The organism is Bradyrhizobium sp. RP6 (assembly GCF_003837805.1).
In the GTDB taxonomy this organism is placed as follows: Bacteria; Pseudomonadota; Alphaproteobacteria; order Rhizobiales; family Xanthobacteraceae; genus Bradyrhizobium.
Genome location: NZ_RQIT01000011.1, coordinates 101,131 through 126,814 on the forward strand (window position 1 = coordinate 101,131; position 25,684 = coordinate 126,814).

Annotated in this window: 21 protein-coding genes; 7 read left to right on the top strand and 14 right to left on the bottom strand. The window is 65.1% G+C overall.

Annotation, left to right across the window (positions count from 1 at the left end):
- Positions 1–321: 321 nt before the first annotated feature.
- A complete protein-coding gene (locus EHH60_RS20760; protein ID WP_124161296.1) occupies positions 322–3,153 on the bottom strand; it encodes an ATP-binding protein in 2,832 nt (943 codons plus the stop codon).
- Between the two features lie 194 nt (positions 3,154–3,347).
- Between EHH60_RS20760 and EHH60_RS20765 the strand changes: the two genes are divergently transcribed.
- The 4 genes from EHH60_RS20765 (at position 3,348) to EHH60_RS20780 (ending at position 6,310) form a co-directional block, all read left to right on the top strand.
- The gene (locus EHH60_RS20765) at positions 3,348–3,767 is read left to right on the top strand and encodes an organic hydroperoxide resistance protein (RefSeq protein WP_124161297.1); all 420 of its coding nucleotides are present in this window, start codon (positions 3,348–3,350) and stop codon (positions 3,765–3,767) included.
- 35 nt (positions 3,768–3,802) lie between these two features.
- Positions 3,803–4,831, top strand: a complete 1,029-nt coding sequence (locus tag EHH60_RS20770; RefSeq protein WP_124161298.1) for an alpha/beta fold hydrolase — start codon at positions 3,803–3,805, stop codon at positions 4,829–4,831.
- Positions 4,832–4,903: 72 nt separating this feature from the next.
- Positions 4,904–5,467, top strand: coding sequence for a cytochrome P460 family protein (locus EHH60_RS20775; protein WP_124161299.1), 564 nt, complete (start codon positions 4,904–4,906; stop codon positions 5,465–5,467).
- Positions 5,468–5,485: 18 nt separating this feature from the next.
- Entirely contained in the window at positions 5,486–6,310 is an 825-nt protein-coding gene (locus EHH60_RS20780; RefSeq protein WP_124161300.1) for an SDR family NAD(P)-dependent oxidoreductase, read from the top strand.
- Between the two features lie 10 nt (positions 6,311–6,320).
- Here the strand turns inward: EHH60_RS20780 and EHH60_RS20785 are convergent, their stop codons facing one another.
- Positions 6,321–9,830 carry a PAS domain-containing hybrid sensor histidine kinase/response regulator gene (locus EHH60_RS20785; RefSeq protein WP_124161301.1) on the bottom strand — a complete coding sequence of 1,170 codons (3,510 nt, stop codon included), beginning with the start codon at positions 9,828–9,830 and terminating at the stop codon, positions 6,321–6,323.
- Between the two features lie 182 nt (positions 9,831–10,012).
- A complete protein-coding gene (hemA, locus tag EHH60_RS20790) occupies positions 10,013–11,242 on the bottom strand; it encodes a 5-aminolevulinate synthase (protein WP_124161302.1) in 1,230 nt (409 codons plus the stop codon).
- A gap of 335 nt (positions 11,243–11,577) precedes the next feature.
- Here hemA and aroQ point away from each other — a divergent pair, with 335 nt between their 5' ends.
- Positions 11,578–12,009, top strand: a complete 432-nt coding sequence (gene aroQ / locus EHH60_RS20795; RefSeq protein ID WP_124161303.1) for a type II 3-dehydroquinate dehydratase — start codon at positions 11,578–11,580, stop codon at positions 12,007–12,009.
- A gap of 10 nt (positions 12,010–12,019) precedes the next feature.
- Here the strand turns inward: aroQ and EHH60_RS20800 are convergent, their stop codons facing one another.
- From EHH60_RS20800 to EHH60_RS37630, 6 genes are all read right to left on the bottom strand, one after another.
- Positions 12,020–13,081 (bottom strand): MBL fold metallo-hydrolase, encoded by a 1,062-nt coding sequence (locus EHH60_RS20800; protein ID WP_124161304.1) that lies wholly within the window; start codon positions 13,079–13,081, stop codon positions 12,020–12,022.
- Between the two features lie 160 nt (positions 13,082–13,241).
- On the bottom strand, positions 13,242–15,398 hold the full coding sequence (locus EHH60_RS20805; protein ID WP_124161305.1) for a methyl-accepting chemotaxis protein: 2,157 nt from the start codon (positions 15,396–15,398) through the stop codon (positions 13,242–13,244).
- Between the two features lie 164 nt (positions 15,399–15,562).
- The gene (locus EHH60_RS20810) at positions 15,563–16,288 is read right to left on the bottom strand and encodes an outer membrane protein (protein WP_124161306.1); all 726 of its coding nucleotides are present in this window, start codon (positions 16,286–16,288) and stop codon (positions 15,563–15,565) included.
- 226 nt (positions 16,289–16,514) lie between these two features.
- A complete protein-coding gene (locus tag EHH60_RS20815) occupies positions 16,515–16,835 on the bottom strand; it encodes a helix-turn-helix domain-containing protein (protein ID WP_124161307.1) in 321 nt (106 codons plus the stop codon).
- A 186-nt stretch (positions 16,836–17,021) separates the two neighbouring features.
- Positions 17,022–17,231 (bottom strand): hypothetical protein, encoded by a 210-nt coding sequence (locus tag EHH60_RS20820; RefSeq protein ID WP_124161308.1) that lies wholly within the window; start codon positions 17,229–17,231, stop codon positions 17,022–17,024.
- 6 nt (positions 17,232–17,237) lie between these two features.
- The gene (locus tag EHH60_RS37630; protein ID WP_199751680.1) at positions 17,238–17,405 is read right to left on the bottom strand and encodes a hypothetical protein; all 168 of its coding nucleotides are present in this window, start codon (positions 17,403–17,405) and stop codon (positions 17,238–17,240) included.
- A 56-nt stretch (positions 17,406–17,461) separates the two neighbouring features.
- On the opposite strand from EHH60_RS37630, the gene EHH60_RS20825 reads away from it, so the two are divergent.
- Positions 17,462–17,758: a hypothetical protein gene (locus tag EHH60_RS20825; RefSeq protein ID WP_124161309.1), complete on the top strand. Its 297-nt coding sequence runs from the start codon at positions 17,462–17,464 to the stop codon at positions 17,756–17,758.
- Between the two features lie 18 nt (positions 17,759–17,776).
- Here the strand turns inward: EHH60_RS20825 and EHH60_RS20830 are convergent, their stop codons facing one another.
- The 4 genes from EHH60_RS20830 to EHH60_RS20845 all read right to left on the bottom strand — a co-directional run bounded on the left by EHH60_RS20830 (position 17,777) and on the right by EHH60_RS20845 (position 23,040).
- Entirely contained in the window at positions 17,777–19,396 is a 1,620-nt protein-coding gene (locus tag EHH60_RS20830; RefSeq protein ID WP_199751692.1) for an ABC transporter ATP-binding protein, read from the bottom strand.
- A 2-nt stretch (positions 19,397–19,398) separates the two neighbouring features.
- Positions 19,399–20,238 carry an ABC transporter permease gene (locus EHH60_RS20835; protein ID WP_124161311.1) on the bottom strand — a complete coding sequence of 280 codons (840 nt, stop codon included), beginning with the start codon at positions 20,236–20,238 and terminating at the stop codon, positions 19,399–19,401.
- Positions 20,235–21,206 (bottom strand): ABC transporter permease, encoded by a 972-nt coding sequence (locus EHH60_RS20840; protein ID WP_124161312.1) that lies wholly within the window; start codon positions 21,204–21,206, stop codon positions 20,235–20,237. The genes EHH60_RS20835 and EHH60_RS20840 overlap by 4 nt, the downstream gene beginning before the upstream one ends.
- A gap of 283 nt (positions 21,207–21,489) precedes the next feature.
- Positions 21,490–23,040, bottom strand: coding sequence for an ABC transporter substrate-binding protein (locus EHH60_RS20845; RefSeq protein WP_124161313.1), 1,551 nt, complete (start codon positions 23,038–23,040; stop codon positions 21,490–21,492).
- Between the two features lie 518 nt (positions 23,041–23,558).
- Between EHH60_RS20845 and irr the strand changes: the two genes are divergently transcribed.
- The gene (gene irr / locus EHH60_RS20850) at positions 23,559–24,044 is read left to right on the top strand and encodes a Fur family transcriptional regulator Irr (protein WP_124161314.1); all 486 of its coding nucleotides are present in this window, start codon (positions 23,559–23,561) and stop codon (positions 24,042–24,044) included.
- A gap of 30 nt (positions 24,045–24,074) precedes the next feature.
- On the opposite strand, the gene EHH60_RS20855 is transcribed toward irr, so the two are convergent.
- Positions 24,075–25,622 (bottom strand): winged helix-turn-helix domain-containing tetratricopeptide repeat protein, encoded by a 1,548-nt coding sequence (locus tag EHH60_RS20855; protein WP_124161315.1) that lies wholly within the window; start codon positions 25,620–25,622, stop codon positions 24,075–24,077.
- Positions 25,623–25,684 lie beyond the last annotated feature (62 nt).

Here is a 25,684-nt window from a genome sequence, read left to right on the forward strand (position 1 = left end):
CTCCCGGGAAAGCGCGGCATAAGCCGTCCGACCATCGCGCAGGGAAGGCCGTGTGTTCGGCTTCACCTGTATGCTGCTGTGCGGCTCTTTCTGCGTGTGCATTTCGCGCAGCGGACCGCGGGTGCCTGTCAGCACCCGGCCTTCCCTGCGCCCTTTCTTCCAAGGGCGTGACGCGAAGCGCAAAACTCGGGCGAAACGCGCCGGGAGAAGGGCGGAGCCATGTCTGCGAGTCCAGATGCTGGTTTGAGGTCGACAGCGGTTCACCTTGCGTCATTGCGAGGAGCGCAGCGACGAAGCAGGGCACGCCTACGGGGTGATTCGCTACAACGTGGCCAGGAGCACGCTGGCCGCTCTGATATCCGCCGTATCGGAGCCCTCGGCAAAGCCCTCGAGCGCCGATTGGAGCCATCGCTTCGCCTCGTCGCGCTGCCCGCGTCCGGCAAACAGCCCGGCGAGATCGATCGCAGCGCGCAGCGCCCAGGCCGTGGCGCCTTGCCGGCGACTGAGATCCAGCGATTGCATGAAGTGGGCTTCTGCCTGCTCGGCGTCGGGCTCGGGCCGCGACAACAGAACTCTGCCTTTTATCCGCAGCAATTCCGGCATGTAGAGATGATCGCCGCTCTGTTCGACGAGCCGGATCGCATCGTCGATCAGGCGCGCGCTCTGCTCGATCTGTCCAAGCGCCAGCAAGCCTTGAACCAGCGCGATGTTGAAGGTCGTGGTGAGCAGTTCGTAGCCGGCCTCGTGGAGCTCGCGCAGGCAAGCCCTGATCGTCTCGACGCCATGCGCGGCGTCTCCCCGCCGGATCGCCAGCTCGCCTTTCACGCCGCGGCCCACCACGAGATAGGGACCCATCGACCGGGATTCGGCGTGTGCGATGAACTGGTCGATGCTCTCTTCCGCGCCGTCGAGATCGCCGCCCCAGAGCGAGATCGAGACCGCCCAGATCAGCGCGATGCAGAGCGTGATCGGGTGCTCCATCTCCGCGGCGTCGGCGACCGTCTGCTGCGCCAGTTGCAGTGCGTCCGCGGGCCGGCCCTGCAGCCAGAGTTCGCGCGCCAGCGTGATGCCGGCCCGGTTGCGATGATCGAAGCCGTTAATCGTGCTGATTCGTTCTGTCCCCGGCGCTTGCCAGGCGGCCTCCGCCATCTCCAGCGCGTCGCGATGCTCGCCGGCCAGGTGGAGCGAGACTCCGAGGAGCGAATGGGCAAGGGCGATCGAGCCGGGATCGCCGAGCGCTCTCGCGACCGCAAGGCTCTGCTGCGCGTAGCCAAGCGCGGTGTCGAACCGTCCCATCCGTTCGTGGAAGATGTGCATGCGGCCGAGCAGCTGGAGCTGGTTCGGCGCGTCGCCGCGCGCCTCGGCGATCGCAAGGCTCCTGCTCAAGGCCATGCGCGCCGCCTCGCTGCCGCCGCGCGTGAACATCAGGGTCAGTCCGAGGGCAGCCTGGATGTGCATTTCCTCGGCGCTGCCGCGCGAGGAGGGAGCAATCGCAAGCAGCGCACGTTCCGACCAGCGCCGGCATTCGGTCAAGAGCGACATCGCGAGGAAGATCGGCGCTGCCGCGGCGGCGAGCGCAATGCCGGTCCTGGCGTCGCCCCCCGCGCCAAAACACCAGTCCAGCGCGGCACGCACGTTGTGAAGCGCGGAGAAGTGGATCGCTCGTTCGTCGGCGTTCGGCGTTGCAGCCCACGTCCTGCCGGCCTGTTCCAGCCATCGCCGGTAGTAGCTCGCGTGACGGGCGGCGAGCGCGGCGTCGTCTGGCGCTATCTCGAGCAGATAGGCGCGCGTGGTATCGAGCAGACGGTAGCGCATCATCGCGCCGATCGGCCGCGGTGCGACCATCGATTTGGCAACGAGACTGTCGATGGCGCCGAACAGGTGGGAGCGATCGGCGCGTTCATCCGGCACGACCTCGAGTGCCGCGTCCATGGTGAAGTGGCCTACAAAGACCGCCAGCCTCCGCAGCACGAGGCGCTCGATGTCTGACAGGAGCCCGTAGCTCCAGTCCAGTGTCGCCTGCAAGGTCTTCTGCCGCGGCGGCGCGGTGCGTTGGCCCTGCCAGAGCAGATTGAGGCGTTCGTCGAGCAGCGCGGCGGTCTGCTCCAGGCCGTAAGCTTCGACCCGGCCGGCGGCGAGCTCGATCGCCAGGGCCATGCCGTCAAGCTTGCGGCAGATCCGCGCGATGATCGCGGCATTGGCGTCGTCGAGCGCGATCTGCGCGCCGCCGGCCATGGCACGTTCGAGGAAGAGTTGAAGTGCGGGGTAGGTCTGTGCCGCGGCGACCGTCAGACCCGAGCCGTCGGGCGGAACCGCGAGTGGTGCCAGTCGATAGACCTGCTCGCCCTCCACCCGCAGGGCTTCGCGGCTGGTGGCGAGGATATGGACATCCGGCGCAGCGTGGAAGATCTCCGAGGCCAGCGGCGCCGCTGCGGCGATGACATGCTCGCAATTGTCGAGGATCAGCAGCATCCGCTTGTCCCTGACATGCGCGAGCAGCGCGGGCAGGGCATCGTCGGTCTCGGCCGGCAAGCCAAGCATCAGCAGGATCGAGGTGATCACGAGATCGGGATCGCTGAGTGCGGCAAGGTCCACGAAGTGCGCGGCATCGGAGAATGTCTCGAGCAGGTCGTGGGCGATCGCCACCGCGACGGCGGTCTTGCCGACGCCGCCTGGCCCGGCGATCGTGACGAAGCGCGAGTTGAGGAGCTTGTCGGAGATGGCGGCGATCTCCTCGTCGCGTCCGACCATCCGTTGCAGCCGGTTCGGCAGCTTGACCGGAGGCAATTCCATCCGCGGTGAGGTGCGCCGCAGTGCCGGAAGCTCCACTTGCGAGATCGGCGCCACAAAGCAATAGCCGCGGCCGGAGAGCGTGGTGATATATCGCGCGCCGTCCTTGCCGTCGCCGAGCGCCTTGCGAAGGGCTGCGATGTGAAAGCGCAGATTGGCCTCTTCGACGGTGATGCCGGGCCACACCAGTGCCATCAGATCCCATTTGCTGACGACCTCGTTCGGCCGCGACATCAGCGCGATCAGCGCGTCAAAGGCCTTCGCGCCCAGCGGCACCGCAACGCCGTCGCGCGTCACGAGCCTTTCATGTGGCGCCACGGTGAATGGTCCGAACGAGAATCTTGGCCCGATCGGCGTGGTCATCGCGAAATCTTGCTCATTGGGAACCCGGATAGCCAGCAGGCAGCGATCCAGCAAGGCCGGCTTTGCATCGGCATCAGACCGCGTTTGCAGGCCTCGTAACAGGTTCTCCGCCGGCCTCACAACTTCTCACAACACCAAACGCGTCTCCCGGGCGCGCCGCTGATAGTCAGTTGCGCGACGGCAAGGAGACTTTCATGACCCAGGCGGCGAAACTGCTCTACACGGCCCGGACGCACACCAGCGGCGGGCGGCACGACGGCATGTCGCGCAGTTCCGACGGTCGCCTTGACGTCAGGCTGTCGCCGCCGGGCGGGACTGGCATCGGCACCAATCCCGAGCAGTTGTTTGCGGCAGGCTGGTCGGCCTGCTTCGAAGGTGCCATGGAACTCGCGGCGCGCAAGCGGAAGGTGATCCTTCCCAGGAAATGCGCGATCGACGCGGAGATCGATCTCGTGCTCGACGAGGGCGCCTACTCGCTGCGGGCGCGCCTCAATGTCAGCCTGCCGGGTCTCGATCGCGAGATCGCACGCGGCATCGTCGATGAAGCGCATCGAACCTGCCCATACTCCAAGGCCGTCCGTGACAACGTCGACGTCACGGTCGCGCTGGTCTGACGCACCATCATCAACCACCAGGAGGTAGCAACACCATGAAGCAGATCATCGATGAGCACCGCCGCCAGTTTCTCGGCATCGCCACAGGAGCCGTCGCCGTCGGTCTCGGCGTGATCGATCTCGCGCGTGCCGAGACCGAACCGCTGCGATCCTCGGTATCGAATGCGTCCTTCGGCGCGATCAAGCAGATCGACGCCGGCGTTCTCAACGTCGGTTATGCGGAGGTGGGCCCCCCGAACGGTCCCGTCGCGATCCTGCTGCACGGATGGCCCTACGACATTCATGCCTTCATCGATGTCGCGCCGATCCTGGCGAAGGCCGGCTATCGCGTGATCATCCCTTATCTGCGCGGCTACGGCACGACGCACTTCCTCTCTGGCGAGACGCCGCGCAATGGCGAGCCTGCGGCGATGGCCGCCGACATCATCGCGCTGATGGACAAGCTCGATATCAAGAAAGCCGTCGTCGCCGGCTTCGACTGGGGTGCGCGCACCGCCGACATCATCGCCGCGCTGTGGCCGGACCGCTGCCGTGCGCTGGTGTCGGTCAGCGGCTATCTGATCTCCAGCCAGGCTGCCGGCAGCGCGCCGTTGCCGCCGCAGGCGGAGCTGCAATGGTGGTACCAGTTCTACTTCGCGACCGAGCGCGGTCGCGCCGGATACGAGAAGTACACGCACGATTTCGCCAAGCTGATCTGGAAGCTCGCCTCGCCCCAGTGGAGGTTCGACGATGCCACCTTCAATCGAAGCGCGGCGGCGCTCGACAACAAGGATCATGTCGCGATCACGATCCACAATTACCGCTGGCGGCTTGGGCTTGCCCAGGGCGAGGCGAAATACGAGGATATCGAAAAGAAGCTCGCGGCAGCTCCGCAGATCGAGGTGCCGACGATTACGATGGAAGGTGACGCCAATGGCGCGCCGCATCCCGACCCGAGCGTCTACGCCAAGAAATTCTCGGGCCGATACGAGTTTCGCCTGATCACTGGCGGCATTGGCCATAATCTGCCGCAGGAAGCACCGCAAGCATTTGCCAAGGCCGTGCTCGACGCCGACGGCGCTTGAGCATTTGTCAGCACCTCGGTCCAGCCCGGCCGGATCGAGGATCGCCCTGTTGATCCCAGCTTGAAGAACGTCATGTCGCCAACCGAACCTGAAAAGAAAAGGTCTTTCTACGCCACGATGATCGTGCTGACTGTGGTCCTGCTGGTCGTGCTCCTGACCTGCGTGCCGTATCTCGTCACGATCGCCTCCGCAGAGGGGCCGGCGGATCAGAGCGCGGCGGATGCATCGCCGATCTTCGGTGTCACGATTCCGAAAGGCTACAAGCAGTGGGAGCTGGTCGCGCCGGCCGAAGAGGCGGCGCCGCTCGACGAGCTTCGCGCTGTGGTCGGCAACCAGACCGCAATCGACGCCTATCAGGCCGGGAAACTCCCGTTCCCGGACGGCACTATCCTGGTCAAGCGCGCCTGGAAGCGGAAGCAATCGCCGGAGTTCGCGTCCGCAACGATTCCCGGCGCCGCCACCACGGTCCAGGTGATGGTCAAGGATTCCAGGAAATACGCCGCCACCGGCGGCTGGGGCTTCGGCCGCTTCATCAACGGCAGGCCGGTGGACGAGGCCCAGCATCGCACCTGCTTCGCCTGCCACGAGGCCCGCGCCAAGAGCCGCGATTACGTCTTCACGCGCCTGGCGCCCTGAGGCCATCCGGAGACCGTCATGTCCAAGACTTGGTTCATCAGCGGCAGCTCGCGCGGGCTTGGCCGGGCGATCGTGGAAGCCGCGCTCACGACGGGAGATCGCGTGCTTGCGTTGGCCCGGGATCCAGCGCCACTCGAACCGTTGCTTGAGCGCTTCGGCGAAAGGCTTCGGCTTGCAACCCTCGACGTGACGGACGAGGCGGCAGCGCAAGCAGCGGTCGGCTTGGCGGTGCAGACATTTGGCGGTGTCGATGTGGTCGTGAACAACGCCGGTTACGGCGATCTCGGATCGGTCGAGGACACCAGCCTGACGACGTTCCGTCATCAGATCGAGGTCAACCTGATCGGCACCATCATCGTCACCAAGGCCGCGATTCCCGTGCTGCGTCGGCAGCACCGCGGGCACATCGTGCAGGTCTCATCCGTCGGCGGGCGCATTGGTGCTCCGGCCCGCGCCGGCTATTCGGCCGCGAAATGGGGGATCGAGGGCTTTTCGGAATCGCTGGCGCGCGAGATGGCGTTGATCGGCGTGAGCGTGACGATCGTCGAGCCCGGCGGCTTTCGCACCGGCTTTGCCCGGGCCGCGCATGCGGCCGGCGAGGGACGGCCGGAGTACGACGCGGTCGTTGGCGCCGCCGTCAGGATGCAGCGCGATTACGATGGCCGCCAGCCCGGCGACCCCGCCAAGGCTGCAGCCGTCGTGCTGAAGCTCGTCGACATGGATCGGCCGCCCTTGCGAATTGCGCTCGGCAGCGACGCCGTGAACGCCATCGCGGCGGCGGATAAGCTTCGTCTCGAGGAATTGGAGACGTGGCGCGCGCTGAGCGTATCGACCGACTACTGATTTGCGAATCTCACTCCGCCGCCACCATCTGCTGCGTGCGCCACTGACCCAGCAGGGCACGGAGCGAAGCCGGCTTCACGGGCTTGTTGAGCACCGCGATCTTCTCGTCCCGCGCGGCGACCTGCACGGCGGGGCTGCGGTCGGCGGTGATCAGGATTGCGGGGATGCCATCGCCGAAGCGGCGGCGGATCTCGCGGATGGCGGCGATGCCGTTGCCCCGATCGAGGTGATAATCGACAAGCAGGCCGGTCACGCGTCTTCCGGCTGTTTCGATTGCGGCGATCGCACCTTCGGGGTCGGCGACCGCGATCACCTCGGCGTCCCAGGCCTTCAAGAGCGTGCGCATGCCGTCGAGGATCGCCGCATCGTTCTCGATGCAGACGATCAGCGCGCCCGAGATCGGCGTGCGCGCCAGCGGCGTTGCGCTGGTCACGGCCGCGGTGTGGGTGATCGCCTTCGCCGTCGGCACCGTCACGGAGAATACCGAGCCGCCGCTGGCAGTGGCGTCGATGGCAATGCCGTGCTTGAGCACGCGTGCCAGCCGCTCCACGATCGATAACCCCAGACCCAGGCCGCGCGCGATCCGCGCCCCCTGCTCCAGGCGATGGAATTCCTTGAAGATCTCGCCGCGCTTGACCAGGGGAATGCCGACGCCGGTGTCGTAGACGCAGATCCTGAGCGAGGTGCCGCGGCGGCGGCAGCCGACCAGCACGCGGCCGCGCGGGGTGTACTTGATCGCGTTCGAGATCAGGTTCTGGAGCAGGCGCCGCAGCAAGAGCCGGTCCGACTCGACCGGCAGCGAGCAAGGCACGAAGGTGAGCTCCAGGCTCTTGGCGCGCGCGATCGGCGCGAACTCGATCTCAAGCGAGCGCATCAGGTCGGCCATCTTGAAGCTCGAGATCGAGGTCGTCATCGCGCCGGCGTCGAGCCTGGAGATGTCGAGCAGCGCACCGAGGATCTCCTCGATCGCCTGCAGGGATTCGTCGATGTTCTCGACCAGCCGGGTCTCTTCGCCATCGTGCTGGCGCTCGACGAGGCTGGTGACATAGAGCCGCGCCGCGTTCAGCGGCTGCAGGATGTCGTGGCTGGCAGCGGCGAGGAAGCGCGTCTTGGAGATGCTGGCGTCCTCCGCCGCGCTCTTTGCCTGCGCCAGCTCGGAGTTCAGCCGTGTCAGCTCTTCGGTGCGGTCGCGCACGCGTTTTTCCAGCGTCGCATTGGCGCGCTCCAGCGCTTCCGCGGCTTCGAACGTGGGCGTGACGTCGGTGAAGGTGATGACGAAGCCGCCGCCGGGCATGTGGTTGGTGAGCACCTCGATTACCATGTGCCGTTCCGGCAGGCGTTCGAGATAGGGCTCGCTGTCGGTGGTGTAGGCGGCGAGGCGCCGCTCCAGCGCCGCCTCGCGTTCGGTCGGATCGTCCGGATCACCCACCCCGATGAATTCCAGGATCTCGCGAAGCGGCGTGCCGAACTGGATCAAATGCGGGGGAACGTTGAGGAGATCGCCGAACTGCCGGTTGGAGCAGATCAGTTGCAGATCGGCATCGAACACGGCGATGCCCTGGCGCACGTGGTTGAGCGCGGTCTGGAGGATCTCGCGGTTGAAATGCAGCGCCGCGTGGGAATCGTCGAGCAGCTTCAGCGCGGCCTTGGCGGAGACCGTGCGCTTGCGCAGCAGCAGCGACATCACGAGGCGGGACGAGGCGGCGCCGATGGAGGAGGCAATCAGGTGCTCGGCGTGCTGCAACAGCTCGAAATCGGCAGGCGCCCCGGGCTCCAGCCGCACGTTTCGCCGTGCCGAGAAGGCCTCGAAGGATTGCCTGGCGCGGTCGGGGCCGAGATATTGCGCGACCGTTGTCTGGATGTCCTGCACGGTGACGCTGGTGCGCCAGCGGCGGAAGCTCGGGGAGATTGGCGCGAGCGTATTGGGCACGAACAGGTCGGCCTGCAGCAGCTCGATCGACGAGGGCCTTCGCGCCAGCGACAGCAGCACATAGGTCAGGATGTTGAGCGACAGCGACCAGATGACGCCGTGCATCAGCGGCGGCAGGTCGGCGCCGAACAGCGCCTGCGGCCGCAGTGCTTCGATGCCGAACGGGCCGTGCTGGAGCAGCAGGATTCCCGTGGTCGAGGAATCCATGAAGCTCGGCATGAACAGCGTATAGAGCCACACGGCGAAGCCGACACCCATGCCGCCGATGGCGCCGCGCGCGGTCGCGCGCCGCCACAAAAGCCCGCCGAAGAAGCTTGGTGCAAGCTGTGCGATGGCGGCAAAGGAGAGCAGGCCGATGGCCGCGAGCTGGGTACTGCCGAGCGCGCGATAGTAGAAATAGGCCATCACCATGATGGCGAAGATCGCGAGCCGCCGCGAGCGCAGCAGGAAGTTGCTGAAATCGGCACCGCCGGTGCGCCCTTCCGGCCGCCGCTGCAGCACCAGGGGCACCACGAGATCGTTCGAAACCATGATGGAGAGCGCGACGCATTCGACGATCACCATCGCGGTCGCTGCCGAAAGGCCGCCGACGAAGACGACGACGCTGAGCAGGTCTGCGCCGCCCTCCATCGGCAGGGCCAGCACGTACATGTCGGGATCGGCGGTACCGAATGGGAACGTCACGAGTCCGGCAAGCGCGATCGGAATCACGAACAGATTGATGGCGACGAGGTAGAGCGGGAACAGCCATCGCGCCCGACCGACCTCCGCATCGGACGAATTCTCCACCACGCTGACGTGGAACTGGCGCGGCAGCAGCATGATGGCGCACAGCGACAGCAGCGTCATGGTCAGGAAATTGCCGATCGACGGCGAATAGTTGATGGCGCGCACCGCCTCCGGCGTCTTCATCGCGCGCTCGATCAGCTCCTGCGGCGAGAACATCCAGAAGGTGACGAAGATGCCGGCGGCGAGGAAGGCGATCAGCTTGATGATGGATTCGGTCGCGACTGCGAGCATTAGGCCGTGCTGGTGCTCGGTGGCGTCGGTCTGCCGCGTGCCGAACAGCACGGCGAAGGCAGCCATCGACAGCGTCACCATCAGCGCCACGTCGCCGACGAGCGGGATGTGGGAGAAGGCCTGGTCTTCGGTCAGGATCGTTTCGAGCGAGGAGGCCACCGCCTTGAGCTGGAGCGCGATGTAGGGCACCGAGCCGATGATGGCGATCAGCGCCACGGTGGCGGCTACCGCCTGGCTTTTGCCGTAGCGCGCGCCGATGAAATCGGCGATCGAGGTGATGTTGTGGGCCTTCGCCAGCTGGATCACGCGGCGAAGTACGCCGGCCCCGAGCCCAATCATCAGGATCGGGCCGAGATAGATGGCGAGGAAGTCGGTCGAGGTGCGGGTGGCGAAACCGACCGAGCCGAAGAAGGTCCAGGAGGTGCAGTAGATCGCCAGCGACAGCGGGTAGATCAGCCCGGAGGCGCGGCCGGGCCCGGCCGCCGACCGGCGGTCGCCGTGGCTCGCCACCAGGAACAGGAAGCCGATATAACCGAACGCGGCGGCGATCACGCCCCAGTCGTGCAGCATGGTGAGCGTGCTTCTCCCTGGGCGCTGCCAGCGCCCGAGCTCATTTTCCCTGCAAGCCTAGCGCGTTGGACGGGTGTAGGCGACAGCGAAATGCCGCGCCCGGGGGAGGAACCGGGGTTGTCGTTAAGGTGCGAGCGTGCACCCACGGGCGCCCACCCTTCCTCCAGGGCAGGGTAAGAACCCTACTCCGCTGCCAGCGACTTTTCGCGCAGCGGCAGGCTGAGGCGTTCCCAGACTAGGAGCAGCGCTTCGGCGAGCTGATCGATCAGACCGTCGTCGTGATAGGGCGAGGGCGTGATGCGCAGGCGCTCGGTGCCCTTGGCGACGGTCGGGTAGTTGATCGGCTGGATGTAGATACCGTGCTCTTCGAGCAAGAGGTCGGAGGCCTGCTTGCACTTCTCGGGGCCGCCGACGAACAGCGGTACGATGTGGGTGTCGCTCGACATCACCGGCAGGCCGGCGGCATTGAGGATCGCCTTGACGCGGGCGGCGCGGTCCTGGTGGCGTTCGCGCTCCCAGCTCGAGGTCTTCAGGTGCTTGATCGCGGCGGTCGCCGCCGAGCAGACCGCCGGCGGCAGCGCGGTGGTGAAGATGAAGCCCGGCGCGTAGGAGCGCACGGCGTCGATGATCTGGCCATTGGCGGCGATGTAGCCGCCGAGACAGCCGAACGCCTTTGCCAGCGTGCCCTCGAGAATGTCGATGCGGTGCATCACGCCGTCACGCTCGGCGATGCCGCCGCCGCGCGGGCCGTACATGCCGACGGCGTGGACTTCGTCGACATAGGTCATCGCGCCATACTTCTCGGCGAGATCGCAGATCCTGGCGAGCGGGGCGACGTCGCCGTCCATGGAATAGAGGCTCTCGCAGACGATCAGCTTCGGCCGATTGGGGCCGGCCGCCTTCAACAGCTCCTCGAGATGGGCAAGATCGTTGTGGCGGAACACGACCCTCTCGCAGCCGGACTGCCGGATGCCCTCGATCATCGAATTGTGGTTGAGCTCGTCCGACAGGATCAGGCAATTCGGAATCAGCTTTGCGATTGTCGGGATGCCGGTCTGGTTCGAGACATAGCCCGAGGTGAACAGCAGCGCGGCTTCCTTGCCGTGGAGATCGGCGAGCTCGGCTTCGAGCTGAACCAGCGGATGGTGCGTGCCCGCAATGTTACGGGTGCCGCCGGCACCGGTGCCGACGCGCGTCGCGGTCTCGACCATGGCGCCGACCACCTTCGGGTGCTGGCCCATGCCGAGATAGTCGTTCGAGCACCAGATCACGACGTCGCGCTTGCCCTTGGACGAGTGCCAGACCGCGTGCGGAAACCGGCCGGCCGTGCGTTCGAGGTCGGCGAAAACGCGATAGCGCCGCTCGGTGTGGAGACGATCGAGGGCGGAATCGAAGAACTGGTTGTAATCCATCGGCAAAACCCGCAACGGAACCCGGCCATGACGGCCGCTCAATTTTTAGAGCTTTTCGAGCTCCAATGTCTATGCGCCAGCACACATTTGAGGCAAGGCGAGCGTGCCAATTGATAACCGCCGGTCCGGCCGCGATTGTTGATTTGGATCAAGCGCCTAACACGGGGACTGCCGGGCCGGGAACCGGACTGGTCGGGAGGCGGGGCTGCCGTGGACATTTTGTCCATGGCGCGCGCTCCATCCATGATGGCGGATCTGGCGGCGTCGACGCCGTAGCCTCACCCGGCTGGAGCAGCGCGCCCATCAACCGGACAGCCCATGCGAAAGGAAGCCCGATGAAGCGTGTCATGATTCTCAATGGACCCAATCTCAATATGCTCGGCATCCGCGAGCCGCACATCTACGGCACGACGACGCTCGCAGAGGTCAACGCGAGCTGCGAGGATGTCGCCGCCAAGCTCGGGCTCAAGCTCGCCTTCCACCAGTCCAACCACGAGGGCGTGCTCGTCGATCTGATCCAATCGGCGCGGCAGGACGCCGACGCCATCATCATCAACCCGGCCGGTCTCTCCTTCACCTCGGTCTCGATCATGGACGCGATCAAGACGTTCGAGGGTCCGGTGCTCGAGGTCCACATCTCCAACATCCACGCCCGCGACGAATACCACCGGCACTCCAGGATCTCGTTCGTGGCGACCGGCGTGATCTGCGGGCTGGGACCGTTCGGCTACATCGCGGCGCTGCACGCGATCGCGAACATGAAGTGAGCTGGCGCCCTCACGTTGTCCGAAACTGCAGCACGCCGTCTTGCATCTCGGCCGTCAGACGGCCCTCGACCAGCATGTAGTTGACGTGGGCGACGAGCTCGCCTGCGGCAAAGCCCATCTGGTGCTCGTCCAGCACGTGCTTGTTGAACACGACGGGCACCAGGGCGCGCGAGGTTTGCGGCACCTCGCGGCAGGCTTCCGCGATCAGCCGGCAGCGCTCTTCGTGGTGGTCGGCGAGCTGCTTGATGCGGGTCTTCAATCCGTAGAACGGCACACCGTGGCCGGGCAGCACCAGCACGTCGTAGGGAAGAGTCGTAGTGAGGCTGGCGAGCGAGGCCAGATATTCGCCGAGCGAGTTCTGGTCGGGCTCGACCGCCCAGACGCTGACATTCGGCGAAATCTTGCTCAGCACCTGGTCGGCGGAGAGGAACAGCTTGTCGTCGGCGCAATACAGCATCACCTGGTCGAGCGCGTGGCCGCCGCCGGTGATCACCTTGAAGCGGCGCGTGCCGATCACGACGTCGTCGCCATGCGAGATGCGGCGGTAGGACGGCGGCAGCACCGAGACGCGCTTCAGATAATCCTGGCCGCGGCCGAGCAGCTTTTCGGTCAGCGACTCATCCATGCCATGGCGGCGGAAGAACAGCCGCTGCGCCTCGCGCCGTTCCTCGGTGCCGCGGTTCTGGTGATAGACCGATTGCAGATATTCGACCTGCGACATCACCAGCGGGCAGTTGAAACGCTCGACGATCCACCCGGCGAGACCGACATGGTCGGGGTGGGAGTGGGTGACGATCAGCCGCGTGATGTTGACGCCCTTCAGCGGTCCATCGAACAGCTTGGTCCAGGCCTCGATCGTCTCCTCGTTGCCGAATCCGGCATCGATCATCGCATAACCGTCGCCATCGGCGAGCAGGTAGATGTTCACGTGGTTGAGGCGGAACGGCAGTTTCAGCCGCGCCCATAACACGCCGGGCCGCACCTCCACGACCTCTTCGGGGCCGGGGTGCTGTTCCCAGGGGTAGCGCAGGGCCTCGGCCGAGGACTGTGCGATGTCGGTTTTCGAGCTCATGCTACCGGCTTAAACCCAGTGCGCGCGGGGCGCCAGCCGAAAAAGGATGCTGGGCGGCGACCGCATGGCGGTCATACCAGGCCGTTTTCCGCAGCCCGGATAGAGCGTCAAAACTGCCGCCATTCCGGGTTAGCCTCTTCGAGGCGCCCCGGAATGACAATCAAGCCGCCCGCATGTCGTTGAGGAAGGTGTCGATCTCCCCGCGCAGCATATCGGCCTCGCGCCTCAGCGCGTCCGAGGCGCTCAGCACTTCGGTGGCCGCAGCGCCGGCCTCGGCGGACGCGGTGGAGACGCCGACGATGTTGCTGGAGACCTCGCTGGTGCCGCCGGCAGCGTGCTGGATGTTGCGGGCGATTTCGCGGGTGGCGGCGCCCTGTTCCTCGACCGCGGCTGCAATCGTCGTGGTGACGTCGTTGATCTCGCCGATGATCCGGCCGATGCCCTGGATGGCGCCGACCGCGGAGGTCGTGACCTCCTGCATGCTGGCGATCTGGGTGCGGATCTCGTCGGTCGCCTTGGCGGTCTGGCTCGCCAGACTTTTCACTTCGGAGGCGACTACCGCGAAGCCGCGACCCGCCTCGCCCGCGCGCGCGGCCTCGATGGTGGCGTTGAGCGCGAGCAGGTTGGTCTGCGAGGCGATGGTCTGGATTAGGTCGACGACGACGCTGATGCGGCTCGCGCTGTCGGCGAGGCTCTGCACGGTGGCGTCGGTCGCTCCCGCTTCATCGACGGCCTTCTTGGCGATCTCGGCCGAGGTCACGACCTGGCGGCTGATCTCCTGGATCGAGGAGGACAGCTGCTCGGTTCCGGCCGACACGGTCTGCACGTTGACCGAGGTTTCCTCCGCGGCGGAGGCGACCGCGTTCACCAGCGCGTTGGACTGGTCGGCGGTGCTCGACATGTTCTGCGCGGTCGATTGCATCGAATTGGCCGACTGCGCCAGATTTTCAAGCGCGGAGCGCACCGTGCTCTCGAATTCGGCGATCTTCGCTTCCATGCGCGCGGCACGCTCGGCCTTGGCGATACGGTCCTTGTCCTGCTCGCTCGTCAGGGCGCGAGCCTCGATCATGCTCTCCCGGAACACTTGCAGCGTGTTCGCCATCACCGAGATCTCGTCGTTGTGGTTCTTCGAGCGGTAGATCTCGGTTTCGAGATCGCCGTTCGCGAGCAGCTGCATCGATTGATGCAAGGCGCCGATCCGGCGCAGGATGTTGCGGCCGACATAGAGCCAGACGAACAGCGCCGAGCCGACCAGCATCAGCCCGCCCAGCGCCAGCATGACCGACGTCGCGAGCGAGATCTCCTGCCGCGCCTGCAAGGTCGAGGCGTTGGTCTCCTTCTGCACGCCGTCGACGAGCTGCTGCACGCTGATGCCGAGGCCGACATTGAGCTTGCGGGTCTCGTCCAGGATGGTCTGGCCATAGTCGATGGAGTCGAGCTCCTTCTCGCGCAGATTGAACACGCCGGTCTTGCCGGTGCCGAGCGCGAGCAGCTTTTCCGCCGTCTCGCGCAGCATCTTGTTGCCCTGGTTGTCCGGCAACAGGTCGAGGTTGGACCGCAGGCGTCCCTGTGCCGTCTTGAATTCCTTCTGGATGTCGTCGAGCTTGTCGCTCGTGCTCGCCGATAGCGCCGCGCTCATGTTGGCGGCGGCGAGGTTGCCGCTGGCGACGACGTTGCCGAGCTGACCGACGGTCTGCGCGGCTTCGGTTGCATCTGCGGCGGACAGGTCGGCTGAGCCGAGAATGGCGTTGACGCGGGTCTGCGCGTCCAGCATCGCCGGGCTCGCAGCGCCGACGAACGCGCCCTGCGCGTTGCGAAGCGCATCGTACTGCTTCTCATGGAGGGCCGCGATATCGAGCCGTTCGCGGGCGGCCTTCGCCAGGCTCTGGGCCGCCTCGTTGATGCTCTTCATCGTGTCGCTGAGCCCTGAGACGACGCTCTTGTCGCCGCCGAACTCGATGATCTCGTTGAGCTTCCGCTGCGTCTGCTCCTGCAATTCCAGGAGCTTTTTGGTGCGCTCATTCAGGGCGTCCTCGCTTTGCGCCGCAAGCAGGGCCGGCCCCTGCGCCGCAAGGCTCGCGCTCAGTGCCGACAATTGCAGGCTGGCGGAAAGGCGCGGAATGTCCCGCCCGCTCAGTTCAGTCATGCGTCCGCCGAGATTCTGCAGCGCCAGGCCGGCGCCGGCCGCGATCACGAGACCCATGCCCGCGATCACCGCGAAGGCCGCGAACAGGCTGCCGCGCACGCCCCATTTCGGCATCTTGAAACGAGGACGGAAACGGCCAAGGAAGCGGCCAAGGCCCAGACGGATCGCCATCGAAAATTCCCCCAATGTTCTTGCTTCTGCTTGTGACGGCAGTATCGGCAGCACCGGTTAAAAAATCGCACTTGGCGCAATTGGTTGCGCATGTTCCGCAGAGCGAAAAAAGAAGAGCCGGCAACGAGGCCGGCCCTTCATCGTGATAAGGTTTTGATAACCGATCAGTAGCGCGCCACAGTCGGGCTTGCCCAGTTGAAGCGGTAGTTGACGCCTGCCTTGAAAGTATGGTCGTCGGTGGTGAAACTGCCGGTGCCCACCAGCGGGCCCGCCGTGAAGTGCGCGTCGCCGAAATTGTAGTACTGGTACTCGGCCTTGGCCGACCAGTTCGGGGCGAACATGTATTCCAGGCCGGCGCCGATTGTGTAGCCGTTGCGGTGATCGCCGTCGATGATGAAGCCGGTCGGCACGCCGCCCACAGTCACCTTCTCATTGTTGTCCGAATAGGCGTAGCCGCCCTTCACATAGAGCAGGCCGGGACCCCATGTATAGCCGACGCGGCCGGTGATCGAGCCGAGGCCGCGCTGGTCGTTGGTATAGGCGATGCCGCCCGGGAACACTGCGCCGACGCTGCCCGAGAGCCAGGAATACTGGCCTTCGATACCGACAACGAAATTCGGGTTGAACTGCCAGTCCGCGCCGATCTGCACGCCGCCGAGGAAGCGGCCGTTGCCGTTGTTGCCGGTGGAAAGGCCGTTGAAATTGTTGTCGCTGGAGAACGCGCCACCGACGTGGGCGCCGAGATAGAACCCCGTCCAATTGTAGATCGGCGCGGCGTAGGCCGGCGCGGGCGTCTTGTAGTAATTGCGGTTGCCGAGATCGGCGCCGACGGCCGGCGCGGCCGCGCCCATCGCGAGCAGCGCCACGGTCGCGAACAGAATTTTCTTCATCGTCTTGAACTCCAACACGTAAGGTCCCCGGCAGGCGCGATTTCCTGCGCCGTCGTTGGTTTTGCAGATAGCTCGCTTTTGATGAAAATGCTGTCACATGCGTGGCACAGCGACAGCCAACCTAACTTGTTGGGGTGTAAATGATTTTCGTGCTTAATGGCGACTTAAGAAGTGGTGAAGGAAGGCTTAACTTCGCACCTCCCAGGTAACTTGCGCGCGCCTCTCGTTAACCAAGACGCCGCCGCACCTCATCGCGCATCTGTTCGCGAAAGGCCGCGCGCTTTGCCGGCCGGTCTTCCTCACGCACGTCATGACGATCGAAGATGTCGAACTTCTCCAGGATCGGATAGCGCTCGCTCGCCATCGCGAGCACGCGCAGGACCCTGGTCGCCGCTGGCGTCGGGCCGCTGATCTCCCAGCGCCGGATGGTATCGGCGCCCCCTGTCTCCGGCAATCCGCAAAGCTTGGCCATGTCGGCCGCAGTGAGCTTCCGCTCAAGGGCATCGGAGAGGTCGTTGCGAAGCTGCTTCAGTTCGGGGCCGGTCATGCTGCTTGCGTCCAGGGAAGTCGCTGAACGCAATGCACTACAGCAAGATCCGAAAAGCGTGCAGCGGTTTTCCGATGCTCAAGCATAGCCCAAAGCGCTATGACGATTTACCCCAATCGCATCGCGCCTTGGCGCTGATCCGGGTCCATCCGATGGCGGCGAGGAGATGCGGCTTGGCCTTCGGCCTCAGATGCCTCTGCCGCCCTGGTTGCCGATCACGCAGCGCCATGCAGCCAGTCGCTCGGCCGGATGCTGGTTCATCCATTCGGCGAGTTGCGGCGCGCCCATCAGGCAGGACTGCACCGAGATCTGCGCAAAGTCCGAAGTGGTGACGACCTGCTCGTGGCAATTGGCGGGAGAGGCGAGACTGCAAAGCACGGCGATGATCTTGATCACGATACGTTACTCCCGATCGCGGCCGATGAACGTGCGACCGACCGCCGGTCCGTCCTGCTCGTCGCTGGCCGGATCAGCTGGAGGGAAGATGCTGTCGTAGATGGCGCGCGCTTCCTGAATGAGACGCGCTCGCTCGCGCTCGGATTTCGAGACAAATCGAATAACTTCGCCCATATTTGGCTCCGAATTTTCAACTCATGAGTCTGTCATGAGCTGACGCCGATCATTCAATGAACATCTATGGTGCCGCCTTCGACCTTGAAGCGGCGCCGCAGTCACGACCGAATAAAAAGCGCGTGACCGCACTGCGGCATCCCAACGGCCCGGTGTTTCTCACGCGCTGGGTTGCAAGGCCGTCCACCGCTTCATCTCAGTTGCGCAGCTTCGGCACCCGGCGAGGAATGCCGGTGTCGGCCCGTCCTTGCGCTCGTCAGCAAGGAAAGTCTCACGAAGCAAATGCTGCTGGATCGAATATGTTTCGCCTCTTGCGGCGTGCAAGTTTTTGGAACGATCTCGAAATCCGGTGAATCCGCCCGACCAGCCCCTCAGGCCGCCGGCGCTTGCTCCTTCCGTCCCGGCACCGCCGCGAGCAACTCGCGCGTATAGGCATGCTCGGGCGCGGCGAATAGCTGCGCGGTCGGCTTCAGTTCGACGATGGCACCGCGTTGCATCACCGCGATGCGGTCGCAGATCTGGGCTGCGACGCGTAAGTCGTGGGTGATGAACAGCATCGACAGACCGAGGCGCGCCTTGAGGTCTTCGAGCAGCTTCAATACCTGCGCCTGGACCGAGACGTCGAGCGCGGAGACGGCCTCGTCGGCGACGATGATCTCCGGCTCGAGCGCAAGCGCTCGCGCAATACCGATGCGCTGGCGCTGGCCGCCGGAGAACTCGTGCGGATAGCGCTCGAGGGCGCCGGCGTCCAGGCCGACCATCTTGAGGAGATCGCGGGCGCGGTCGAAGGCGACCTCTGGATCAATGCCGGCCGCGATCGGACCGTCGGCGATGATGTGACCGACCTTGCGGCGCGGATTGAGCGAGGCGAACGGATCCTGGAAGATCATCTGGATGCGATGACGCTCGGCGCGCAGCGCCTTGCCTGAAAGCGAGGTCAGGTCGGTCTCGCCGATCCGCACCGTGCCGCGATCGGCCTCGATCAGCCGCATCACGAGGCGTGCCACGGACGATTTGCCGGAGCCGGATTCGCCGACAAGGCCGAGCGTCTCGCCCTTGAGGATGTTGAAGTTGACCGCGCGCGCCGCATCGACGCGGCGGTCCTCGCGGAACCAGCCGCCCGAGGTGACATAGGTCTTGTCCAGCCCGATCACCTCGACAGCCCGGGCCTGGTCGTCGAGAGGCTTTCGCGGCGGCGGATCGATCGACGGTACGGCGGCAAGCAATGCCTTGGTGTAGTCGTGCTGCGGCTCGTTGAAGACGGCAGAGGCGGGGCCTTCCTCGACGACCTTGCCGTGCCTGAGCACCACGACCTGGTCGGCGATGTCGGCGACCACGCCGAAATCGTGCGTGATGAACATCACCGCCATGTTGCGGTTGCGCTGGAGATTGCGGATCAGCTTGAGGATCTGGGCCTGCGTGGTGACGTCGAGCGCGGTCGTCGGCTCGTCCGCAACCAGAACCGCGGGCTCGAGCGCGAGCGCCATCGCGATCATGGCGCGCTGGCGCTGGCCGCCGGAGAGCTGATGCGGGTAGGCGCGCACGATTCGCTCGGGGTCGGGCAGGCCGACCTCGCGTGCCAGAGCGAGTGCTTTTGCGCGGCGCTCTTTCGGCGTGAGCAGGCCGTGCGCCTCGAACATCTCCGCCATCTGGTCGCCGATCCGCATCAACGGATTGAGCGCGGTCATCGGCTCCTGGAAGATCATCGCCAGCCGGCGGCCGCGCAGATCGCGCCAGCCGTCGTCATCTAACTTGAGCAGGTCGCGGCCTTCGAACTGGATCTCGCCGGAGGCGACCGACACGGTGTCCGGCAACAGGCCCATCAGCGCATGCGCGCACATCGACTTGCCGGAGCCGGACTCGCCGACCACGCAGACGATCCTGCCGGGCCGCAAATCCAGCGAGACGCCGTCGACCGCGAACGGACGCTCGGCGCCCTTGGGCAGCGCGATTCGCAGGTTCCTGATGGAGACGGCGGGCGGGGCGGTCATCATCAGCGGCCCTCCCGCGACAGGCGCGGATTGAGCGCGTCGTTGAGGCCTTCGCCGATCAGGTTGAGCCCGAGCACCGAGATCAGGATGGCGACGCCGGGGAACACCGTGATCCACCAGGCCTGCCGGATCACGGTGCGGCCGGCGCCGACCATGTAGCCCCAGGAGATCAGATTGGGATCGCCGAGGCCGAGGAACGACAGCGAGGATTCCAGGAGGATGGCGGTCGCCACCATCAGCGAGGCCAGCACGATCACAGGCGACAACGCGTTCGGCAGGATCTCGCGCAGGATGATCCAGCTGTTGCTCTGGCCGGTTACAACCGCGGCCTGAACATATTCGCGCGTACGCAGCGACAGCACCTCGCCGCGGACGAGGCGGGCCACCGGCGGCCAGCTCACCACCGCGATCGAGGCCACGATCGAATAGATCGAGGGCTGCAGGATCGCGACCAGAACGATCGCGAGCGCGAAGCTCGGAATGGTCTGGAAGAACTCGGTGAATCGCATCAAGGCGTCGTCGACCTTGCCGCCGAAATAGCCGGCCATGGCGCCGATCGGGACGCCGACGATCAGTGCGACCAGCGTGGAGACGAGACCGACCAGCAGCGAGACGCGGGCGCCGAAGATCATGCCGGCGAACACGTCGCGGCCGAGCGCATCGGTGCCGAGCGGCACGGTCGAAAGCGTGAAGGGCGGCAGGAACGGCCGCTGCACCATGCGCCATGGCGAATTCGGGAACAGCATTGGTCCGAACACCGCGACGGAGATCGCAAGCAGCAGGATGATGAGCCCGATGACGCCGCTTGGGCTTCTCAACATCGATTTCCAGAACTGTTTCATGAGGCGAATTCGATGCGTGGGTCGACCAGCCGGTAGACCAGGTCGGTGATGAGGTTGAAGATCAGCACCATGGCGGAGCAGATCACGAAGACGCCGAGCAGCAGATTGTAGTCGCGCTGCAGCAGCGCGTCGTACATCAGGCGCCCGATGCCCGGCCAGGCGAACACGGTCTCGGTGATGACGGCGCCGCCGATCAGCGTGCCCGAATGGACGCCGGCAAGCGTCACGACGGGAAGCAGCGCGTTGCGCAGCACGTGTCGGCGCTGGATCACGGCGTCGGAGAGACCCTTTGCACGCGCGGTCTTGACGAAGTCGAGGCGTTTCACCTCCAGCATCGAGGCGCGCGTCATACGGGTATAGGTCGCCATGAAGAACAGGCCGAGGGTCATTGCCGGCATGATCAGGTGTTTGCCGACGTCGATCGCATGGGCAAGGCCCGTATAGTTGCCGCCGACCGTGTCGTAGCCGAAGCTCGGCAGCCAGTCGAAGGTGACCGAGAACAGCAGGATGCCCATCAGTGCCACCCAGAAGATCGGCATGGCGTAGAAGATCAGCGCGAACACGGTGATGCCGGTGTCGAGGAAGGTGCCGGCAAAGCGCGCCGCGAAGGTGCCGAACAGGATGCCGAGCGCGAGCGAGATCGCGAAGGCGGTCAGTGTCAGCAGCAGCGTCGCCGGCAGCCGCTCGCCGATCAGCTTCGCGACCGGGGCCTGCTGGCGGAAGGAGAAGCCGAGGTCGAGCGTCACGACGCCCTTGACGTAAATGAAGAGCTGTTCGGGCAACGGCTTGTCGAGCCCGAACTTCTCCTTGAGCTGCTTGACGAAGACCTGATCGCTGGCGCCAGCCTCGCCCGCCATCACCACCGCGGGGTCGCCGGGCGCGAGGCGAATCAGGAAGAAATTGAGGACGACGATCGCAAGCAGGACGATCACGCCCTTCACGACACGCTGAGCAACGAAGGAGAGCATCTAGACTCGTATGCCGGTTGATTGAGGCGGTCTCGCCGCGAGGAAGACCACTTCCCGACGGGGAGAGGTCGCGCCGAAGGCGCGGGTGAGGGGGATCTGGCCCCACGAGGGAGTGCAACCCCTCACCCGGACCTCATCTGACGATGCGATCCGACCTGTCCCTATGGGAGAGGCGGGCACCGCCGATGCCTCAGCGTCTCGATATGATTTCATCGTGAATCAGCTCGTACCCTGGAGCGCGACGCCGCGAGTGAGATTTCATCGCGGTGTCGCATGCACTTCGTCACTTGTCGAGCCATGCGTCCTTGAAGCCGTCATTGACCCCGATCCCCGTGGTGATCAGGTTCTTGACCTTGCAGCGCATGATGGTCGGGAATTGCAGCTCGAGCATCCAGGCCACCGGCACGTCCTCGACCAGGATCTTCTGCGCCTTCTCGTAGATCTCCTTGCGCTTGGAATCCGGTGTCGCAATCGCGCCTTCGGCGAACAGCTTGTCGATCTCCGGGTTGGAATAGCCCTCGACGTTGTTGAACACCTGGCCCTTGGCGATGGCGCTGGAGACGTAGTTGCGCCCCACCCCGAGCGCGGGATCGCCGTACTGGTACAGATAGGTGAAGGCGATGTCGTAGTCCCAGTCGGCGATCTTCTGGTTGCCGCCGGCAACGTCGGTGGCGATCGTCTCGATGGTCATGCCGACGTCCTGGAGGTTCTGCTTCACCGCTTCACCCCAGCGCTGCCAGGTCTCGCCATAGGCGAGCGGCTGCATGCGGATCTTCTCGCCCTTGTAGCCGGCTTCCTTCAGCAGCGCCTTGGCCTTGGCCGGATCGTACGGATATTTCTTCACGTCGTCGGTGTAGTACTTGATGGTCGAGGCTGACGGGCCGGTCGCGACCTTGCCGAGCCCGTTCCAGATCACGTCCTTGGCGAAGTCGCGGTCGATCGCGTACATGATCGCCTGCCGCACTCGCTTGTCCGCGAGCGGCCCCTGGCGGTTGTTCAGCCACAGCCAGGCCAGTGGCGAGAAGAACTCCCAGCCGGCGCCGGTGACGCAGGTGTCCTTCAGCTTGGACAGCCGCGGAACGTCGAAATTTTCGACCGAACCGCCGGGCAGCACGTCGACCTTGCCGGTCTCGTACGCCACCGAGCGCGCCGCGGCGTCGGGAATGACCTGCCAGTAGATCTCGTCGAGATAGGGCTTGCCCTTCTCGTGGTAGTTCGGGTTCTTGACCAGGCGGATGAACGAGCCCTTCTGCCATTCCTTGAACATGAAGGGACCGGTGCCTACAGGGGCATTGTTGTAGGGATTGGTCTTCCAGTCTGTGCCTTCATAGAGATGCTTCGGCACCATCGGCATCGAGCCGACCTCGAAGATGCCGAGGAACGGGCCGAACGGCTGTTTCAGCGTGAACACCACCGTGTGATCGTCGGGCGCCTCGACCTTCTCGACCTGCGCGAGATTGTTGCGGGCGCGCGCGTGGGTCTGCTTCAGCATCTCGATCGAAAACAGAACGTCGGCGGCGGTGAAAGGCTTGCCGTCATGCCAGGTCACGCCCTTCTTGAGCTTGAAGGTGTAGGTCTTGGCATCCTCGCTGACGCTCCAGCTCTCGGCAAGCTCCGGCTGCGGCTCGAGCTTGGGGCTGTAGCGCAGCAGGCCTTCGAAGATGTTGCCCGACACCATCTGGGTCGGACCGTTCTGGATCTGCGCAAGCATCAGGCCGGGTGGCTCGGGCTGGATCACGGCATTGATCGTGCCTCCTGTTTTCGGCGCTTGCGCCAGCGCCGGGGCCGTGAGGCCGCAAGCCAGGAGAAGACCAAGCAACACTCGTTTTGACATGTCGTATCTTTCTCAAGCGAGGCCAGCCGTGAACGCTTCGCAACGTCCTGGCGCGCAAAGCGACGGTCGGCCCATCCCAGTCCCCATCCGATATCGAGGCTCACACAGTCTCGTTCGGCGCCGCAAGATGAAAGTCTCGACAGTGTTCGCACAAAAAATGTACAGCGCGTCCTGTTTCTGCCGCGGGTCCCTCTGCGACGTCAGGCTGGCTCGCGCCGGGCGACTAGGCGGCCTCGCGGCAATGCCGGTCGTGATTGCACAAGCCTGCGCCTGCGACCAAAAGCATCAGGCCGTCATTCTGCGCCCGACTGCCCGCTGCAGCTCCGCAAGCAGCTTCCTTCAATTTGTCCGCGGTACGAAATATCGTCCTCGGAAAGAGCCGCGCCCCCCGGATCGGTCAGGGGCGGATCGCTGCGAATTTGATCCGGATCAAAGCCGAGCCGCGGCTTTTGCGATCGAATGGCAACTGGCGGGACGCGGCACTGTGCGTCCCGTTTCCTTGAGCTGCGAGACGATCGATGGACATTCAGGCCACGACTATCCCTGCGGGTGACGATAGCGGGCCTGATGCCGCCGGCCTCGATCTCTCGTCGGCGGCGGGCGTGCAGCACTGCCTGCAATTGCTGAACAATGCCGGCCTGCGTCCGACGCGCCAGCGCCTGGCGCTCGGCCAATTGCTGTTCCTGGGCGGCCATCGTCACGTCACCGCGGAGAGCCTCTACGAAGAGGCGATGGCGACGAACGCGTATCTGTCGCTCGCGACCGTCTACAACACGCTGAACCAGTTCACCGAAGCCGGCCTGCTGCGCCGGATCGCGGCCGACGGCATCAAGTCGTTCTTCGACACTGACACGTCCGTGCATCCGCACTTTTATCTCGAAGGCGAGGATATGCTGGTCGACGTTACCAACGGCCTGGCCTTCACAAAAGTGCCCGAGGCGCTTCCCGGCCACGAGATCGCGCGGCTCGACGTCATCGTCCACCTGCGCCGGAAGAGAACGTAGCGCCTACCCTCCAGGGGAGGGCAAGAACTGTCACAGCAACCCCGCCCGCCGAAATCCCTCCAGATAGTGTTCGCGATCCCCGTCATTGGCCCACGGCAGTTGCGTCGCGATCCAGTGCAGCGAGATGCCCGGTTGGGTGCGACGGAGCTCGCTGAGCGCCATCTCCGCAAGCATTTCGTCGCCCGTCATGCCGGCGGAGACCGCGAGCACGCGGTAGGCGCCGGTGAGGTCGCCGCGATGGCGGATCGCCTCGCGCGCCAGCGCCATGGCCTCGTCATAATGCCGCTCGGTGAAGCGCGCATAGGCGGCGATGCCGTGGTAGATCGCCAGCGACGGATCGCGCGGCGACAGCCGGATCGCCCGTTGCGCGGCCTCGAACGCATCCTGGGAACGTCCGGCATAGGACAGCGCAAGCGCGTAATAGCCCTGCGCCAGCGAGAAGTTCGGATTGAGCGCGAGCGCCTGCTCGAACTCGGACAGCGCATCCGCGAGCCTGCGTGTCGAGAAGCAGACGCTGCCGAGCGCGGCATGCGCCCAGGCGTCCTCATGGTCGCAGCGTACCGCGGCGAGCGCGGCGGCTTCCGCGACGGGTGCAACCGCGGCCAGCTCGGCCCAGCCGAGATGCACGCCGAACATATCGTTCACGGCCAGCACCGACAGCGCCTGGCCGTAATTCGGATCGATTGCAATCGCGCGCTCGAGCAGTGCCCGTGCGGCACCGTGATCCTGCCGGGTCACGCGCCAGTAATGCGACAGCGCGCGCATCAAGAGGTCCCAGGCGTCCAGGCTCGCCGGCGGCTTGCGATGGGCGCGAAAATTCTCTGCCGCGTGGATCTGCGGCTCGATCGCCGCGGCGATCGCGTTGGTGATCTCGTCCTGCACGGCGAAGACATCGACGAGCTCGCGGTCATAGCGCTCGGCCCAGAGTTGACTTCCTGATACGGCGTCGTTGAGCTGCGCGGTGATGCGCACCCGGCTGTCCGCCTTGCGCACGCTGCCTTCGACGATGTAGCGGACGCCGAGCTCCTCGGCGATCTGCCTGACGTGGACTGGGCGCCCCTTGTAGGTGAAGGACGAGTTGCGGGCGATCACCATGAACCAGCGCTGCTTCGACAGCGCGGTGAGGATGTCTTCGCTGATCCCGTCGCCGAAATAGTCCTGCGCGGGATCGCCGCTCATGTTTTCGAAGGCGAGCACCGCGATCGCCGGGCGGTCCGCCACGCGCGGGGGAGTGGGCACGGTTCCCGGCCGCGCGGGGGATGCTGCCGCTTCTTCCCGGACCTCACCGACGAAGCGAAAGCCCTTGCGCGGAATGGTCTTGATCAGCCGCTGGGTCGCGCCGTCGTCGCCAATCGCCTTGCGCACGGCGTTGATCCGGCTGTTCAGGGCGGAACCCGAGACGATGCGGTCGCTCCAGATCTGGCTGATCAGGTCACCCTTGCTGACCACACGCGCGCGTTGCGTGACCAGATACAGCAAGAGATCGAACACTTGCGGCTGCAATGGAACGGCTGCCCCGTCGCAAGTGAGCTCCCGCAGGTCGCCGTCGATCACGTTGTTTTCAAAGCGAAATCGCACGTTTTCGTCGTCTCAAGCAAAAATCAAAGTCGTCTCAGGCGAAAATCAACCGTCCGCGAACG